We start from the raw sequence: 15,847 nt of genomic DNA, 5'->3' as shown, positions 1-15,847 counted from the left end.
CCGGCATTGCGGACGTTGAACAACGCCGTGGCTTGCCTGAGCGACAAACCCTCAGCCTTAATTCGCTGAAGAACTTCCATTTTGAAGGACACGTCGTAATACGTGTGCTTCCGCGACAAACCGGCACGCCCATGCAGTAGGTAGGCATCCCGCCAGCGGCGGACCATCGAATAGTCGAGGCCGTGCCGCATGGCTACCTCTCCGGCCGACGTGGTCCCCTGAGCCGCCTCTTGCGCGACTTTTATCTTGAAAGCAGCGTCGTACTTCGCCATAAAAAAACACCCCAGAGATTGGACGGGTGTCCAACTTCTGGGGTGCAGTTCAGAACGGCGGGATTTTTTTTGAAGCGATGTACCCGCCTGTCAGTCAGCGCGTTTCAGGCGAATGAGTGCCGAAATGTCGTCATCGCCGTAGCCCTGCGACATCAGTTCGGCGAAGTCGGCCAGCGACTGTTCGATGATGGTGCGGTTGGTACCCGCGTCCTTCGCGATACCGCGCACGATGCCGAGGTCCTTGTGCAGCAGCGCCAGCTTGAAGCCCACCGAAAACTCGTTGCGCAGCATCGTCGCGCCACGCTTGTCGAGGAACCAGTTGCCCGCCGCGCCCGCCGCCAGCGTCGGAATGAGGCGATCCGCCTGGAGACCGAGCGCTTCACCCAGCGCGAGCCCTTCCGTCACCGCGTGGGCAATGCCCGCGACCAGCACCTGATTGACCGCCTTGGTTGCCTGGCCACTACCGACCGCGCCCATGTGCGTGATACGCGCACCGTAGGCTTCCAGCACCGGACGTGCTCGCTCGAGCACCTCCGCGTCGCCGCCGACCATCACGGACAACGTGCCGTTCTTCGCGCCTTCGACGCCGCCGGACACCGGCGCATCCAGGAACAGCGCGCCCACATCGGCGAGCAGGCTGGCGGCCTTCTTCGCCGTGGCGGGAGCCACTGTCGAGTGATCGATGACGATCGCCCCCGTCTTCAATGACGGAGCCAGCGCTTCCACCACGCCGATGACGTCCGCATCCGCACTGACGCACAGGGCGATCACGTCACATGACGAGGCAATGCCCGCGAGATCGGGCGCGTCGACACCAAGCTCCTTCGCCAGCGCATCGGCCTTCGCCTGTGAGCGATTACCGACCGCGGCCAGCAGGCCCTTCGCATGAAGATGTCCCGCCATGGGGGCGCCCATCGCGCCGAGTCCGATGAATGCTGCCTTGAGGGTCATCTCGAAAACCTTTATCCGATGTCTGAAAAGAGACGCGGCGCCCTGAGGCGCCGCGGTTGGAATCAACGCCCTGCGGTTTCCGCCAGGTACGTGTAGCCGGTGAGGCCCTTGTCCAGCGAGGCGGACAACATCTCCGCCTCGGCGCCGGTAATGCCTGCCGCGGCAAGCCGGTCGGTGTAGGACTGGCGCAGCTGCCTGAGGTCGTAACCCACGTAGTCGAGCATCAGGTCTGTCGTGTCGCCATGACGCACGTGCGCGAACTCGTAACCGTCGGCCGTCGCGCGGACATTCACCGCGTCGGTGTCGCCGAACAGGTTGTGGATGTCGCCCAGGGTTTCCTGGTACGCGCCGACCATGAAGATACCGAGGCGGTACGACTGGTCGTCACGCAGGGCGTGCAGCGGCAGGCTGACGTCCACGCCTTCGGCATCCACGTAATGATCGATACGGCCGTCCGAGTCGCAGGTGAGGTCGGCGATCACGCCCCGGCGCGTGGGTTCCTCGTCCAGACGTGAGATCGGCACGATCGGGAAGATCTGATCGATCGCCCAGATATCCGGCACCGACTCGAACACGGAGAAGTTCACGAAGTACTTGTCGACCAGCTTCTCGTCCAGGTCGTCCAGCGCCTGACGATGCGCGCGCTCCGCCGGCAGCAGGCGCGGACGCACCGCGTTGGCGATCGCGTAGAACAGGTCGTCGAGCTTCGCGCGGTCGCGCAGGTCGAGCTGACCCAGCGCGTAGAGCGCCTGGCCCTCGGCGAAGTGATGCTGCGCTTCGTGGAACAGCTCCAGCGGCGGGCGGCTGTCGAGCTCGGCGTGCGTCTCGCGAAGGTGACGCAGCACCGTCGGCTCGTCCGCGCGCGGCGCGGGCACCGAACCCTCGGGTACCTCTTCCACCTCGGTGACGTTGACCACCATCACCGCGTGGTGCGCGGTCATCGCGCGACCGGACTCGGTGAAGATGACCGGCGCCTTCATGCCGTGCTCGGCGACGGCCTCGGCCAGCGGCTGCACGATGCTGGCGGCGTACTGGCCCAGGCTGTAGTTGATCGAGTTATAGCTGCGCGAGCGGGTGCCTTCGTAATCCACGCCCAGACCGCCGCCCACGTCGACGACGTCGATGGGCACGCCCAGCCGGTGCAGTTCGACGAAGTAGCGCACGGCTTCGCGCATGCCGGCGGCAATATCGCGCACGTTGGAGATCTGCGAGCCCATGTGGAAGTGCTGCAGCCTCAGCGTGTGCTTGAGGCCCGCGGCGTCGAGGCGTTCGATCAGCTCCAGCACCTGACCGGGGCTGAGACCGAACTTGCCCTTGTCGCCACCGGTGTTCTGCCACTTGCCGGCACCGATCGAGGCCAGGCGCACGCGCACGCCGAGCAGCGGTTCGACATCCAGCGCCTTCGCCTCGGCGAACACGTGGTCGAGCTCGGAGAGCTTCTCGATGACGATGTGGACGCGCAGACCGAGCTTGCGCCCGATCAGGGCGAGACGGACGTACTCGCGGTCCTTATAACCGTTGCAGACCACCATGCTGCCGGGGCGGGCATAGGCGAGCACGGCCATCAGTTCCGGCTTGGAACCGGCCTCGAGGCCGAAACCCTCTTCGCCCGCGGCGACCAGTTCGCTGACGACGCCGCGCTGCTGGTTGACCTTGATCGGATAGATAGCCGTGTAGGAACCGGCGTACTTGGCGTCATCGATCGCCTTGGCGAACGCCTGCTGCAGGCGCGCCAGACGGTCGGCGAGGATATCCGGGAAGCGGACGAGCAACGGCAGGCGCAGGCCCTTGGCCGTGGCCTGATCGACAATGGCCGGCAGGTCGAGGGCCGGGCCCTCGTCGCCGCGCGGGCGCATCTGCAGGTGACCGTTGCCGGCCACATCCACGTAGCCGTTGCTCCAGTGTGGGATCGCGTAAGTCAGCTTCGCGCGTTCGGTGGTCCAGTTCGTCATGGTGGCGACGATCTCCCTCGTGATTGTGTCGTGTCCCCGTGGGGGGCGCGGAACAGTCGCAGCGGCGAACTTTGACCTGAAGCGAGTCTGGCGACCGGGAGCCTCGCACGCCGCGGGGCCGACCAGACAGGGTCTGCGCCGTCCGGGGAGACGGGGCAGACCGCGTATTGTAGCGGCGACGGATGACATCCGTGTATCGCCCCGCCCGGGGCAACATCGCCATCAGGGACGACCTACATTTGTGCCAGGGCAAGGACTTGGCCGATTCCGGACCCGGAGCCGGTACAATCCCGTGTTTGGTCCCTTACCTCTTTTCAGGATCCGAGTCATGTCGCAACAGCAGCTCAGCTGGTTTACCGAAGCCCACCAGGCCTCCGGCTCATCCATCGGTTTCCGTGTCGAGCGCCTGCTGCACGCCGAGAAGACCGAATTCCAGACCATCGAGATCTACCAGACCACCGACTGGGGCAATCTCATGGTGATCGACGGCTGCGTCATGCTGACCAGCCGCGACAACTTCCTGTACCACGAGATGATGACCCATCCGGCGCTGTTCACCCACGCCCGGGCCAAGCGTGTCGTCATCATCGGTGGCGGCGACTGCGGCACCCTGCGCGAAGTGCTCAAGCACGAGGAAGTCGAGAAGGCCACCCAGGTGGAGATCGACGAGCGCGTCACCCGGCTTGCCGAGCAGTACTTCCCGGAACTGTGCGACGCCAACAACGACCCGCGCGCCGAGCTGCTCTTCATCGACGGCATCAAGTACATGGCCGAGGCGGATCCGGAGTCCATCGACCTGATCATCGTCGACTCGACCGACCCGGTGGGTCCGGCCGAAGGGCTGTTCAACGCCGCCTTCTACGCCAGCTGCTACAAGGCCCTGCGCCACGGCGGCATCCTCGTGCAGCAGTCGGAATCCCCGCTGGCCCACATCGAGCTGATCAAGGCCATGCGTTCGGCCATGCGCACCTCGGGCTTCAAGGCCGTGCGTACCCTGCCCTTCCCGCAGCCGTGCTACCCCACCGGCTGGTGGAGCTGCACCATGGCCCGCAAGGACGGCGACCTGTCCGGCTTCCGCGAGCGCGGCGCCATCAGCAAGGGCTTCCCGACGAAGTACTACAACGCTGAAATCCACAAGGGTGCGCTGGCGCAGCCGGAGTTCATGCGGACCGAACTCGGCGACTGACTGAATCTGTAGGAGCGCGCCCTGCGCGCGATGTAAGGGATTCGCGCGCAGGGCGCGCTCCTACAGGCGGTTCAATAAAAAACGGGCGCCCATGGGCGCCCTTTTTTTTGGCTCAATTCAGGCCGGCCTACTGCTCGACCTTAGCCGGCTCCCATCCTGCCGGGGCTTCCGCCGGCATACCGTACGCACGCAGCGAAGCCAGCACCACGCTCATCTCGGTGCCGCCGCTGCGCGCCAGCGACAGCAGCTTCTGCGCCGTCACCTTGTCACCCTGGGCCTGGACGTTGAGCTGCGCGAAGCGCTGCATCTGCCAGACCAGGTTCATGCGAGCGGTCTTCGCGGACTGCTGCTCGGCGGTATCGGTCGACAGGGTTTCACGCAGATGCAGGCCCAGCGAACGACCGAGCGGGCTGCTGCCCCACTCGAGGACCTTGGCGAGTTTCAGGCAGTCGCCCACCACACCCGCATCGCTCTTGTTGTCTTCGCAGTACTTCGCGGTGACCTGGAACCCAGGCATCGGCTGCGCGCTGGCCAGACCGAAAACGATGACCATCTGCACGCCTGCCGCGCCAGCGCCCTGCAGCGGATTGAAGGTGTCCGGCGGTGGCGGCAGCTGGCTGACCGAGTTGGCCAGCGCCTTGAGGCTGGAGCCGAGATAATCGTCGTAAATCCTGGCGTTGGCGGCACGGGCGAGATCGCTGCGCGTATCCTTGCCGGCACCGTTATGGTCGTCGACGCCCAGCTTGAGCAACCAGACGGCCGCGTTGTCCGGCGCCTGCTTCTGCAGCGTGGCCAGGGCCTCCGCGTTCGGGCAGGCGCCCGCCTTGGCGTCACAGTCGGCCAGCGAGGCCCAGGTGACCGCCGGGCCCGCGTCGGCATTGCGCGACGCACGCTCGAGAAGGGCGTGGTAGCTCAGCACCTCGGGCGGATTGGGCAGCGGGCGCGCCAGCAGCGCGGCGCCCAGCAGCGGCTCGGCTTCGGTGCGCAGCGCCAGGACGCTGGCCAGATCTTTCTGGAACTGCAGCAGGGCCTTGGTCTGGTCCTTCTGCGCCACCGGCGCCTTGAGCGGCCCCTTTGCCGGACCCTGGGCACCGGCCCAGGGCGTGGCGGCAAAGGCCGGCATCGAGAGCAGACCCGCAAGGGCCAGGGTCAGCACGCGATATCCGCGCATCAGCCATCTCCGTGAAATAAAGCGACAAGAATACGGTTCGACCATGAACGCAGGCTGCGCCGTTTCGGGGTCATCGGCGGCGGACATTGTTACCATCGACATCCAATGTGGGGATCGCCGACTCGACATCGAGTATGGCAGCGACACAATCCTGCGACAGAACAGGAGTTTACGATGGATCAATTCGCACTTTTTAACGACGCGCGCACCGGCTTCTTCGTAGGCTGGGGCACGCTGTCGCTGATCAACGCAGGGCTGGCCCAGGGCAAGAACCGCGGCGGCCTGCTCTGGTGGTTCCTCTCGCTGTTTCTCGGCCCTGTCGCCACCCTCATTCTCGTGGTCATGCCGAAGGTTCGTACCAAACTGTTCTGATAGGCTAGAACCACTCCTATGGCAGGTGCTCGCGGATGCTTACGACGCTCGTGGCAAGCAGCAAGGGTGGTTGCGGAAAGACGACGCTGGTCACCCAGCTCGCGACCCACTGGGTCCAGTCCGGCAAGCAGACGGCGATCATCGACGCGGATCGCCAGCATTCCAGCCTGCGCTGGGCAGGCCGTCGTCCCGAGAACGTTCCCGCCGTCACCGCCATCGAGGGCAGTCGCAAGGCCTTCGACCGCCTGCCCGGCGACGTTCAGCGGGTGATCGTCGACACACCCGCGGGCGTCGACGAAAAAGACCTCGAGCCCTACCTGGAGAAGGCGGACGTCATCCTCGTGCCGGTACTTCCCTCGCACTTCGATCTCGACGCCACGCTCGATTTTCTTACCGTGCTGCGCGGCATCCCGCGCGTGAAGCGCGGCAAGCTGCCGGTCGGCCTGGTCGGCAACCGGCTCAAGCCGTGGACCAACGCCAGCCAGGCCGCCATCGCCGAACTTGGCGAGCGCGCGCCCTTTCCCGTCGTCGCGGAACTTCGCGACTCACAAGCGTACGTCTTGCTCACGGCGCTCGGTAAGGGCATCTTCGATTACCACTCGGAAAACGTACGCGGACACCAGGACGACTGGGGAAAACTGCTTCGCTGGATCAAACGAAGCACCTGAGCCGACGTGGGACGCGTCATGACCCGCCACGATACGTGGCCTAGCGGAGGACGGTACCCATGCACGAACTCATCCTGTTGCGCCATGCCGAGGCAGAGCCCGGCCATGACGGCAAAGACGACCGCGAGCGAAAACTCACCGAACACGGCCGCAACGAAGCCCGCGCCGCCGGCGAATGGCTCTCCAGCCATGGCGTGAAATACGACCGCATCCTGTGTTCCCCAGCGGAGCGCACCAAAGAGACCGCCGCGCTGGCCCTCGGCCAGGTCGAGCCCACTTACGTACAGGAAATCTACGACGCCACGCCCGGCGATCTGTTCGACGTGCTCGACACGCAGTCGGACGCGGAACGCGTGGTGCTGGTAGGACACAACCCCGGTATTGAACAACTGGTCGCGTTCCTTGTCGAAGGACGGTCCGAGGACTACCGCGGCATGCCACCAGGTGGCATGGCTCGACTCGTCTTCACTGGCAAGCTGGAGCCGGGCAAGGCCAAACTCGAGACATTCTGGTCACCTCCCAACTGAGTCCCTGTTGATGCGTCACCTGCTGTGGGCGATCGCCTTGCTTCTGTCGGCGGCTTCGGCTTCGGCCGCCGACCTGCGGATCGACCCGACCCGTTCGCGGGCCGAGTTCGCCGTTCGCCTGCTGTGGGTGAGTACCGTCTCCGGTAGCTTCGAGGGCATCCGGGGCGACCTGTCCATCGACCGCGAAGCGCGCACGGCCGTCGTGCGCGCCGTGCTCGACACCGAAAGCATCCGCATGGAATCGGCCCGCCTGCGCCGCTGGGTGCTGGCGCCGGAATTCTTCGACTCGGTGCACTACCCGCAGATCCTGTTCACGTCCGACCCGCTGCCCCTGGAACTCATCAGCCGCGGCGGCGAGATCAAAGGCAAGCTGACCATGCGCGGGGTCACCCGGGACGAAACCTTCCACCTGCAGGCCACCCGCTGCCCGGCCGACGCGCTGGCCGGTTGCGTGCTTCAGCTGCAGGGCATGATCGACCGTACCGATTTCGAGATGCGGGGCCGCCGTGGGGCCCTTTCGGACCGCGTGAACCTCGGCATGGCCATCGTCCTCGACCATCCCTGACGAAAACTCACGTGACGTTGGCGTGGGTCGCCTATGATCCCCGCCATGCGCCACCTCCGATTGTTCTTACTCCTTGCCGCCATCCTGGCTGCCACCGGCTGTTCGCTGTCCACACAGCGCATCCGGAAGGCCGATGCCGTGGTCACGCTGACCGTGGACCGGCAGAGCAATTGCGCGCAGGCGGACCACTGCGCCCAGCCCTCGGCGCTGCTCGACGCCGCCGTCGAAGCCGACGCCGCCTCGACCGACGCGCGCCCGGTGCACGTGGCCACGCTGCTGGAAGACGGCGAAACCGCCATGGCGGCGCGGATCAATCTGATTCGCGCCGCGAAGCGGACGATCGACGTGCAGACGTATATCTGGGAGCAGGACGACGCGGGCAAGCTGGTCCTCGACGAGCTGGTCCAGGCCGCGCGCCGCGGTGTGCGCGTGCGGATCCTCGCCGACCAGCTGTTCTCCTTTCGCGACGCCGGCCTGCTGGCGGGGCTGGCGCGCGCCAGCGATCACATGGAGATCCGCCTCTACAATCCGACCTTCCACAGCGCGCGTACGCCGCCGCTGGAGTTCGCGGCTGGCATCATCTGCTGCTTCTTCAAGTTCAACCAGCGGATGCACAACAAGCTGATCGTGGTGGACGACCTGATCGGCATCACGGGCGGCCGCAATTACGAAGACCGTTACTTCGACTGGGACGGCACCTTCGACTACGTCGACCGCGACGTGATGATCGGCGGCCCGGCCGCGAAGGCCATGGGCGCCAGCTTCGAGCAGTTCTGGAATCACAAGCGCGCCGTGCGCCTGACCCACCTGCGCGACGTGAACAGGGAGCTGGTTCGCGACACCGACGACCCACGCCACTGGACGACGCCGCAGTACGAAAACCCGGAACGTGTCGCCACCATGGTGGCGGACGCCGAGAATCCGGGCTGGATCGCCGACCGGATCCAGCGCGAAACCCTGCGTATGAACCGGGTGGAATATCTGTCGGACCTGCCAGGCAAGACCGACGAGCCCAAACGCCGTGAAGCCCGCGCGCTCACCCGGCACATCATGGGCCTGGTGCGTAACGCCAGAAGCGAAGTGATCCTGCAGACGCCCTATCTGGTGATGAGCAAGCCGGCGAAGAAGATCTTCAGCGGGCTGCATCGGAAGCCGGTCCCGCCGCGCGTCGTCGTGTCGACCAACTCGCTGGCCTCGACGGACGCCTTCGCGGTGTATGCGATGTCCTATAAGCACCGCAAACGCTACCTCACCGACTACGGCTTCGAGATCTACGAGATGAAGCCGCGCCCGGCAAACGGGGATCCCGACGCCCTCGAAGGCCAGAGCAATGACGTGGTCACGCCGCCGCTGCTCACCGGCTCGGGGAGCGGCAGCGGCGCCAGCAAGACCGGACGTCGTGCCGGCAACCGGCTGGTGCCGGCGGGCCCACCGTCGGAATCCACCGGATTCATGGCCCTTGGCGGCCGCCGCGTACGTCAGGGACCGCGCACTCGTCCGGCACCCCTGCTCACGCAGGGCGTGCGCTTCGGCCTGCATGCCAAGTCGATCGTGGTGGACGACACGTTCGCCATGGTCGGCACGCACAACTTCGATCCACGCTCCGACCACTACAACACCGAGTCCGGCGTCATCGTGTACGACAAGCGCTTTTCGGATCGCCTGCGTGACTCGATCATGCAGGACACCCGCCCGGAAAACGCCTGGGTCATCGGGCCGAGGGAGAAGAAAATCCCCGTGCTGTCGTCGGTCAACGAGTTCATCGGCGACGTCTCGGAACGGCTGCCGTTCTTCGACCTGTGGCCGTTCCGCTATGCCACGAGCTATGAGCTCAAGCCCGGCTGCATTCCGATGCGCTGGACCGACCCGAAGTTCTTCGAATGCTACGAGCCGGTCGGCGACTTCCCGGAAGTGGACGTGTCGCTCAAGCTGATCTACACGCGCATGATCACCGCCTTCGGCTCATCCGCCTCGGGCATTCTCTGACGCTCAGTAAGGGCGGGTGAGCTCGAAGCGGACCGGGAGGTCGGCGGTGTAGCGCGGGGCACGATTCTCCGCACTGGCGAAGCGCCAGTTGCGCACGGCTTCTTCGGCCGCATGGTCCAGATCCATGTCGCCGCTGGAACGCCCCACGGAGACCTCGGCGACATCGCCCTCGGGCGTGACGGTCACACTGAGGATGACCTGGCCTTCGCGATTGGCGCGCAGCGCTGACATCGGATAACGCGGCGACGGCGTATAGACCGGCACCAGCGCTTCGGGCACATGGCGTGGCGTGGCGGCGACGCGTGGCGGCATCGGCGCCGGGCGGCTCACCGCCGCGACGGATTCTGGCCGCGCGCGGGGCCTGGCGACCGGCCTGGACGACAGGTGCATGGCTTCGGGCATCACCACTTCGGCGAACGGTCGTGTGGCGGGCGCGCGCTCGTATGTGAGCGCGGTGAGCCAGCTCGTACCGGCGATGCCGAGCACGAGCCCAAGGGCACTGAGGGAAGTACTGGTGCGAAGTGCGAACATGCGGACTCTGGAGCAGGATCAGGGGCGTTCGAGGATCGCCGTCACACCCATGCCGCCCGCGGTGCAGATCGAGATCAGGCCACGGCCCGAGCCCTTCTGCTCCAGCATTTTCGCCAGCGTGGCGACGATGCGCGCACCCGTGGCCGCGAACGGGTGACCGGACGCGAGACTGGAACCGTTGACGTTGAGTTTTGCGGGGTCGATCGATCCCAGCGGACCATCGAGGCCCAGCCGGTTACGGCAATAGTCGTCGTTTTCCCATGCACGCAATGTGCACAACACCTGGGCGGCGAACGCCTCGTGGATTTCGTAGAAGTCGAAATCCTGCAAGGTCAGGCCCGCACGCCTGAGCATGCGCGGCACGGCCACCGTCGGCGCCATCAGCAGGCCTTCGCCGTGGACGAAATCCACGGCCGAGACCTCGGAGTGAGTGAAATACGCCTGGATGCTGAGGCCACGCGACGCGGCCCACTCGTCGCTGGCCAGCAGCACGGCGGCGGCGCCGTCGGACAGGCCGGTGGAGTTGCCGGCGGTCAACGTGCCCTGACCCGACGTCCGGTCGAAGGCGGGCTTCAGCGAGCCGAGCTTTTCCAGCGTGGAGTCCGGACGCAGAAAGCCGTCGCGCTTCAGACCACGGAAGGGCACGACCAGATCGTCGAGCAGGCCGGCGTCGTAAGCGGCGCCCAGCTTCTGGTGGCTGGCCAGGGCCAGCTGATCCTGCTCGAGGCGGCCGACCTTCCATTCCTTCGCCATCAGCTCGCAGTGGTCGCCCATGGACTTGCCGGTGCGCGGCTCGGCCACGCCGGGGAAAGACGGCTTGAGCTCCCTGAGCTTGAAGCCGCGCGTGGCGACCTGCAGCTTTTCTTTCAGGGTCCTGGCGCGGTTGAGCGCCAGCAGGCGCTTGCGCAGCTTCTGCCCGTAGACGATGGGCACGTCGCTCGTGGTGTCCGAGCCCCCGGCGATGCCCGCTTCGATCTGGCCCGTGGCGATCTTGTTGGCGATCAGGATGGCGTTGTCCAGCGAGGTACCGCAGGCGCGGGCCGAGGTGATACCCGGGGTGGTCGGCGCCAGGCCGGACGAGAGCAGCGCTTCACGCGCCAGGTTCCAGTCCGAGGAGTGCCGGATGACCGCACCCATCGCGACTTCACCCAGCTCCACGCCGTGCAGGCCGAACTTCTCGACGAGCGCGCCGAGCACCTTCACCGACATCCCGAAATTGCCGACATCCGCATAGGCGGTGTTGTTACGACAGAAAGGAATGCGGACGCCGCCGACCACACCCACACGCTTTTGCGTCTTTTCCATGCTTTTGAGGGACTGTCCAGATCGAAGTGGGAGCCCGACCGGCGGGCCGGATCGAAGGCGAAGGGATCGCGGACGCCGACGATCGCCGACGAACGCGTATCGGCAAGGCTAACCCGCATCCCGTCCCGGCGAAAGCCCGCCGGGTCGCAATGATAGAATCGCGTTCCTTTGCCGTTCGGAAAACGCCGCCGTGAACGAGTCGCTGATCGCCTGCCCCGCTGTCCTGGCCCTCGAACTGGCCGGGGGCGAGATGCCCGATCGCCTCGAGCTCACGCGCGACGAAGCGCAGACCCTCGCCGCGCTGGTGGCCGACGACCTGCGTGCCCTGCTGCCCGGCGTCGAGTCCTCGCGCTTCGCGCTGGCCGGCGCCCTGTTCGACGGCGTCGAGCTGCTTCGCCCCGGCTTCCCGGTGCTGGCCACGCTGGAAGAACTGGCCCGTCGGGTGCCGCGCGTCGTCACCGCCGGTGGCGTGATCGCCTTCGGCACGCACGAAGGCCATATGCCGGCCCAGCCGCTGGTGCCGGACCCGCACTTCGCCGGCGGCCCGATGCGGCTGATTCCGTGGATGCTGCTCGTGCCCGCCGACCAGGTGGAAGACCTGTCCCAGGCCATGGAGCGCGAACTGGCCGCCAAGGGCGAGGCCGGTACCGCGACGTCGGATTTCCTGATGCGCACGCTGGGCATGCGCCTCGAGCACGCCCGCTACCTCACCCGCGACGACCTGCTGGCGCTGACCTGCGTGCAGTACGAGCACGTCAATCTGGCGCCGCTCTGGACGATGCTCGAAGCCGCGCTGCTCACGCCTTACAAGGACGAGACGGCCCTCGGCTCCCGCGGCCTGCCGCTGCGCTACACCGAAGGACGTGTCGAGATCCCGGGTCTGGCCGCTTGGTTCGCGCGCGACGCGAACAAGGGTAGCAACGCCGCTCACGAGCTGGCGGGCACGCTGTTCGAACTGCGCCAGTACGCCGCGCTGCTCGCCGCCCATCACGTGCACCTGGTGATGCAGGACATGCCGGCGACCGAGGGTTTCCTGATCGAAACGATGGCCGACGCGGACCCGTCCGCCGCCGCGCCCCGTATCTATGCACACGAGGCGGCCGGTCTCGGCATGGCGGCGATCACGATCGCCCAGCCGGTTCCCGGCAAGGCCCGCGTTCTGGCGCACGGCTTCCCGCTGGCGCCGGACGCGCTGACTCCGCTGCTGGAGACGCTGGCCGATCGGTACGGTACCGACAGTGAAGTGCACACGCTGGGCCGGATCATGCTGGACGCCGACGGCGCACTTACGGCACCGGCTCCGGCGCTGCATTGAAGGCGGCGGCAAGGCTTCACATTTAAGCCGAGTCCGAATATACGCGGGCAGTTCGACCCATTAGAGTGGGCGAACGTGAACACCCATACCACCGACTGGCCCGCGTACCTCCTCGACCGTGCACCGGCGATGATCGCTTACGTCGGTACGGATGGCTGCTTTCGTTATGCGAGCCCCGCGTTCCTTGCGTGGATGAACGTGACGTCCGATGGGATCACAGGGCAGCGCGCGGAAGATCGCCTGCCGGCCCCCATGAACGAGGCGATCGCGGGCGGCATCCGTGCGGTGTTGACCGGCGAGCCGCTGGTCGGCGACCTGGGCATTGCTCACACGACCCCGGGCCGCTACGCACAGGCGACGTTCTCACCCGATCGAGACGAGGCCGGGCAACTGCTCGGCGTGTCCATCGTGCTCGCCGATATCTCCGGACGTCGCGCGCTCGAGACACGGTTGCGTGAGAGCGAACGGCGGTTCGCGCTGGCGTTCCGATACGCGTCGATCGGTGTCGCGCTCGTCCTCCCCGACGGTCGCTGGCTGCAGGTCAACGAGGCGCTGTGCACCATGCTCGGTTACAGCGAAGACGAACTGCTGGCTTCCGCGTTCCAGGCCGTCACCCACCCCGACGACCTTGCAGCCGACCTGGCCCTGGTCAGGATGGTATTGGCCGGCGAACGCCCGTCCTACACGATGGAAAAACGCTACGTACATCGTGACGGTCACACCGTGCACGGCATGCTCAGCGTGTCGCTGGTGCGCGACGAACACGGCGAGCCGCTCTACTTCATCTCGCAGGTGCAGGACATCAGCGAGCGCAAGGCCTTCGAGGACGCGCTGTTCCGCGAGCGCGAGCTGGCCGAGGTCACGCTGAAGTCCATCGGCGATGCGGTCATCACGACCAATCCCGACATGATCGTGACCTCGCTCAACCCCATCGCCGAAGCGATGACGGGATGGACGAGTCACGAAGCGGTCGGGCGCCCGATGGACGAGATCTTCCAGTTACGCGAGACGCTGTCGGGCCTGCCCATTCCCAATCCGCTGATCGCCGCCGTGCAGAAGAACGCCATTGTCGGCCTGACCACCGATGCGACCCTCATTCATCGCAACGGCTTCGAAAGCCCGATCGAGGATTCCGCGGCGCCGATCCATGACCACACCGGTAACGTCGTCGGCGGTGTCGTCGTGTTTCACGACGTGAGCGAGACGCGCGCGCTGGCGCTGAAGATGGCGCACCTGGCGCATCACGACACGCTGACGGGTCTGCCCAACCGTGCGCTGCTGCAGTCGCGCATGGAGTTCGCGGCGACGGTAGCGTCGCGGCGCAACCAGCGCGCCGCGCTGCTCTTCGTCGACATCGATCATTTCAAGCAGATCAACGACACCATGGGCCACGCAGCCGGCGATGCGCTGCTGCAGGAAGTGGCGCGGCGCATCCGTGCGGCCGTGCGCTCCGACGACACCGTCAGCCGTCTCGGCGGTGACGAGTTCGTCGTGCTGTTGCCGCTGATCGACGGACCGTCGGATGCGAGCCTCGTGGCGGAGAAAGTACTCGCCGCCTGCAGCCAGGCGGTGAGCGTCGACGCCTCCGCACTGACGATCAGCTTCAGCATCGGTATCAGCGTGTATCCGGACGACGCACCGGATGCCGAGTCCCTGCTGCGCAATGCCGACACGGCGATGTACGAAGCGAAGATGCAGGGCCGCAACGGATACCGGTTCTTCAATCCCAGCATGAACGAGCGGAACACCGCACGTGTGCGCATCGAGGTGGAACTGCGCAAGGCGCTCGCCCGCGGTGAGCTGAGCCTGCATTACCAGCCCAAGGTCGACGTGGACCTGGGTAGCATCGTCGGCGCCGAAGCGCTGCTGCGCTGGCAGGTCAACGGCGAGGATGTGTATACGCCAGAGCAGTTCATCCCGGTGGCCGAGGATTGCGGGCTCATCGTTCCGATCGGCGAATGGGCGTTACGCGAAGCCTGCCGACAAGCGGAGATCTGGACGCGCCGCTACCGGCCGCTGTCGGTGTCCGTCAATGTCTCGGCGTTGCAGTTCCAGCACACTCGCTTCTTCGAATCGCTCAGCGGAATCATTGCCGACAGCGGCATCCATCCGACGCTGCTCGAGCTGGAACTCACCGAGCGCACCGTCATGGAAGGCGGCGACCATATCGCGGCGCTGCTGCATCGGATCAAGTCGCTGGGCGTATTGCTGAGCCTGGACGATTTCGGTACGGGCTATTGCAGCCTGTCGTACCTCAAGCACTTCCCCATCGACACGCTGAAGATCGATCGTGCCTTTGTCCGCGATGTCGCCGTCGACAACGACAGTGCCGCCATCGTCAGCGCCATCATCGCGATGGGCAGGGGGATGAACAAGCAGGTGCTTGCGGAGGGCGTGGAGAGCAACGAGCAGGCGCGCTTCCTCAGCCATGCCGGCTGCCCGTTGATGCAGGGCTTCCTCTTCGGGAAGGGGGTATCCGCGAAAGAATTCGAGGCGCGGATCGCGGCGGTGGATACCGGGGATTTGCGGGTCACCGGCACCTGAAGCGGCTTTTGCACGAGCCAGCCTGCTGGCGGTATCAGCCCGTCACCGCCCCAACGCCGCCTCATACATGAAGTAATGACACCGCTCCATTCCCAGTCCCGCGTAGGTCCGCTGCGCGCGCTCGTTCTCCAGCTCCACGTAAAGCCTGAGACCCACCGCACCCGCGCCTTCGGCCATCGCCTTCACGTGCCGGTATAACCCGGCAAACACCCCGTTCCGGCGAGCCTCGGCGATCACGTAAACGCTCTGCACCCACCAGAAATCGCCGCAGCGCCAGTCGCTCCACTCGTACGTGACGAGCAGGCAGCCCACGGCCACGCCGTTCAGTTCGGCAACAAGATAGAAGCCCCGCCGCGGCTCATCGAACACCGCGCGCACGCCTCGTCCGATCACCTCCGGATCGAGCCGCTTTTCCTCCGTCTCCCACGCCATGGCGATATTCCAGCCGGCGATCGCGTCGGCGTCTTCGGGACCCGCGCGGCGAATGTCCAGGCTCATGTGT

At 65.9% G+C, this 15,847-nt stretch carries 15 protein-coding genes; 8 read left to right on the top strand and 7 right to left on the bottom strand.

The genetic code is table 11. The features are described from left to right. The 3 genes from B5X73_RS10675 to speA form a co-directional block, all read right to left on the bottom strand. The coding region (locus B5X73_RS10675; RefSeq protein WP_139382735.1) for a helix-turn-helix domain-containing protein at positions 1-272 on the bottom strand (272 nt) is incomplete at its 3' end. Between the two features lie 90 nt (positions 273-362). After that, positions 363-1,223 carry an NAD(P)-dependent oxidoreductase gene (locus tag B5X73_RS10670; protein WP_079521659.1) on the bottom strand — a complete coding sequence of 287 codons (861 nt, stop codon included), beginning with the start codon at positions 1,221-1,223 and terminating at the stop codon, positions 363-365. 62 nt (positions 1,224-1,285) lie between these two features. Continuing rightward, positions 1,286-3,175 carry an arginine decarboxylase gene (speA, locus tag B5X73_RS10665; protein ID WP_079521658.1) on the bottom strand — a complete coding sequence of 630 codons (1,890 nt, stop codon included), beginning with the start codon at positions 3,173-3,175 and terminating at the stop codon, positions 1,286-1,288. 328 nt (positions 3,176-3,503) lie between these two features. Here speA and speE point away from each other — a divergent pair, with 328 nt between their 5' ends. Further along, positions 3,504-4,361 (top strand): polyamine aminopropyltransferase, encoded by an 858-nt coding sequence (speE, locus tag B5X73_RS10660; RefSeq protein WP_036116666.1) that lies wholly within the window; start codon positions 3,504-3,506, stop codon positions 4,359-4,361. A 127-nt stretch (positions 4,362-4,488) separates the two neighbouring features. Here the strand turns inward: speE and B5X73_RS10655 are convergent, their stop codons facing one another. Continuing rightward, positions 4,489-5,532, bottom strand: coding sequence for a hypothetical protein (locus tag B5X73_RS10655; RefSeq protein ID WP_176167808.1), 1,044 nt, complete (start codon positions 5,530-5,532; stop codon positions 4,489-4,491). Between the two features lie 174 nt (positions 5,533-5,706). On the opposite strand from B5X73_RS10655, the gene B5X73_RS10650 reads away from it, so the two are divergent. From B5X73_RS10650 to B5X73_RS10630, 5 genes are read left to right on the top strand one after another with little or no spacing between them, the layout of a single operon-like run. Further along, positions 5,707-5,904: an antitermination protein NusB gene (locus tag B5X73_RS10650; RefSeq protein ID WP_079521657.1), complete on the top strand. Its 198-nt coding sequence runs from the start codon at positions 5,707-5,709 to the stop codon at positions 5,902-5,904. Between the two features lie 35 nt (positions 5,905-5,939). Beyond that, positions 5,940-6,572: a ParA family protein gene (locus tag B5X73_RS10645; protein WP_079521656.1), complete on the top strand. Its 633-nt coding sequence runs from the start codon at positions 5,940-5,942 to the stop codon at positions 6,570-6,572. 59 nt (positions 6,573-6,631) lie between these two features. After that, entirely contained in the window at positions 6,632-7,099 is a 468-nt protein-coding gene (locus B5X73_RS10640) for a SixA phosphatase family protein (protein ID WP_079521655.1), read from the top strand. A 10-nt stretch (positions 7,100-7,109) separates the two neighbouring features. After that, positions 7,110-7,664 carry a YceI family protein gene (locus B5X73_RS10635; protein WP_079521654.1) on the top strand — a complete coding sequence of 185 codons (555 nt, stop codon included), beginning with the start codon at positions 7,110-7,112 and terminating at the stop codon, positions 7,662-7,664. 45 nt (positions 7,665-7,709) lie between these two features. Further along, positions 7,710-9,650 (top strand): phospholipase D family protein, encoded by a 1,941-nt coding sequence (locus B5X73_RS10630; protein WP_079521671.1) that lies wholly within the window; start codon positions 7,710-7,712, stop codon positions 9,648-9,650. A gap of 3 nt (positions 9,651-9,653) precedes the next feature. On the opposite strand, the gene B5X73_RS10625 is transcribed toward B5X73_RS10630, so the two are convergent. Together B5X73_RS10625 and B5X73_RS10620 are read right to left on the bottom strand one after the other, a co-directional pair. Beyond that, positions 9,654-10,181, bottom strand: a complete 528-nt coding sequence (locus tag B5X73_RS10625; RefSeq protein ID WP_079521653.1) for an energy transducer TonB — start codon at positions 10,179-10,181, stop codon at positions 9,654-9,656. An 18-nt stretch (positions 10,182-10,199) separates the two neighbouring features. Further along, positions 10,200-11,486, bottom strand: a complete 1,287-nt coding sequence (locus B5X73_RS10620) for an acetyl-CoA C-acetyltransferase (protein ID WP_079521652.1) — start codon at positions 11,484-11,486, stop codon at positions 10,200-10,202. A gap of 190 nt (positions 11,487-11,676) precedes the next feature. On the opposite strand from B5X73_RS10620, the gene B5X73_RS10615 reads away from it, so the two are divergent. Continuing rightward, complete coding sequence (locus tag B5X73_RS10615; protein ID WP_079521651.1) at positions 11,677-12,801, top strand: hypothetical protein; 1,125 nt, start codon at positions 11,677-11,679, stop codon at positions 12,799-12,801. A gap of 75 nt (positions 12,802-12,876) precedes the next feature. Continuing rightward, positions 12,877-15,345, top strand: a complete 2,469-nt coding sequence (locus B5X73_RS10610) for a sensor domain-containing protein (RefSeq protein WP_051944095.1) — start codon at positions 12,877-12,879, stop codon at positions 15,343-15,345. Positions 15,346-15,387: 42 nt separating this feature from the next. On the opposite strand, the gene B5X73_RS10605 is transcribed toward B5X73_RS10610, so the two are convergent. Beyond that, a complete protein-coding gene (locus B5X73_RS10605; protein ID WP_036116682.1) occupies positions 15,388-15,843 on the bottom strand; it encodes a GNAT family N-acetyltransferase in 456 nt (151 codons plus the stop codon). Between the last annotated feature and the right edge of the window lie 4 nt (positions 15,844-15,847).

The sequence above is a fragment of the Luteibacter sp. 22Crub2.1 genome, from assembly GCF_900167995.1.
Classification (GTDB): domain Bacteria; phylum Pseudomonadota; class Gammaproteobacteria; order Xanthomonadales; family Rhodanobacteraceae; genus Luteibacter; species Luteibacter mycovicinus.
This window is presented reverse-complemented; position numbering and strand designations above follow the sequence as displayed.

Bases quoted from the DNA above. Each gene is read 5' to 3' on its own strand.
- B5X73_RS10670 (WP_079521659.1), bottom strand. From the start codon at position 1,223: ATGACCCTCAAGGCAGCATTCATCGGACTCGGCGCGATGGGCGCCCCC.
- speA (WP_079521658.1), bottom strand. From the start codon at position 3,175: ATGACGAACTGGACCACCGAACGCGCGAAGCTGACTTACGCGATCCCA.
- speE (WP_036116666.1), top strand. From the start codon at position 3,504: ATGTCGCAACAGCAGCTCAGCTGGTTTACCGAAGCCCACCAGGCCTCC.
- B5X73_RS10655 (WP_176167808.1), bottom strand. From the start codon at position 5,532: ATGCGCGGATATCGCGTGCTGACCCTGGCCCTTGCGGGTCTGCTCTCG.
- B5X73_RS10650 (WP_079521657.1), top strand. From the start codon at position 5,707: ATGGATCAATTCGCACTTTTTAACGACGCGCGCACCGGCTTCTTCGTA.
- B5X73_RS10645 (WP_079521656.1), top strand. From the start codon at position 5,940: ATGCTTACGACGCTCGTGGCAAGCAGCAAGGGTGGTTGCGGAAAGACG.
- B5X73_RS10640 (WP_079521655.1), top strand. From the start codon at position 6,632: ATGCACGAACTCATCCTGTTGCGCCATGCCGAGGCAGAGCCCGGCCAT.
- B5X73_RS10635 (WP_079521654.1), top strand. From the start codon at position 7,110: ATGCGTCACCTGCTGTGGGCGATCGCCTTGCTTCTGTCGGCGGCTTCG.
- B5X73_RS10630 (WP_079521671.1), top strand. From the start codon at position 7,710: ATGCGCCACCTCCGATTGTTCTTACTCCTTGCCGCCATCCTGGCTGCC.
- B5X73_RS10625 (WP_079521653.1), bottom strand. From the start codon at position 10,181: ATGTTCGCACTTCGCACCAGTACTTCCCTCAGTGCCCTTGGGCTCGTG.
- B5X73_RS10620 (WP_079521652.1), bottom strand. From the start codon at position 11,486: ATGGAAAAGACGCAAAAGCGTGTGGGTGTGGTCGGCGGCGTCCGCATT.
- B5X73_RS10605 (WP_036116682.1), bottom strand. From the start codon at position 15,843: ATGAGCCTGGACATTCGCCGCGCGGGTCCCGAAGACGCCGACGCGATC.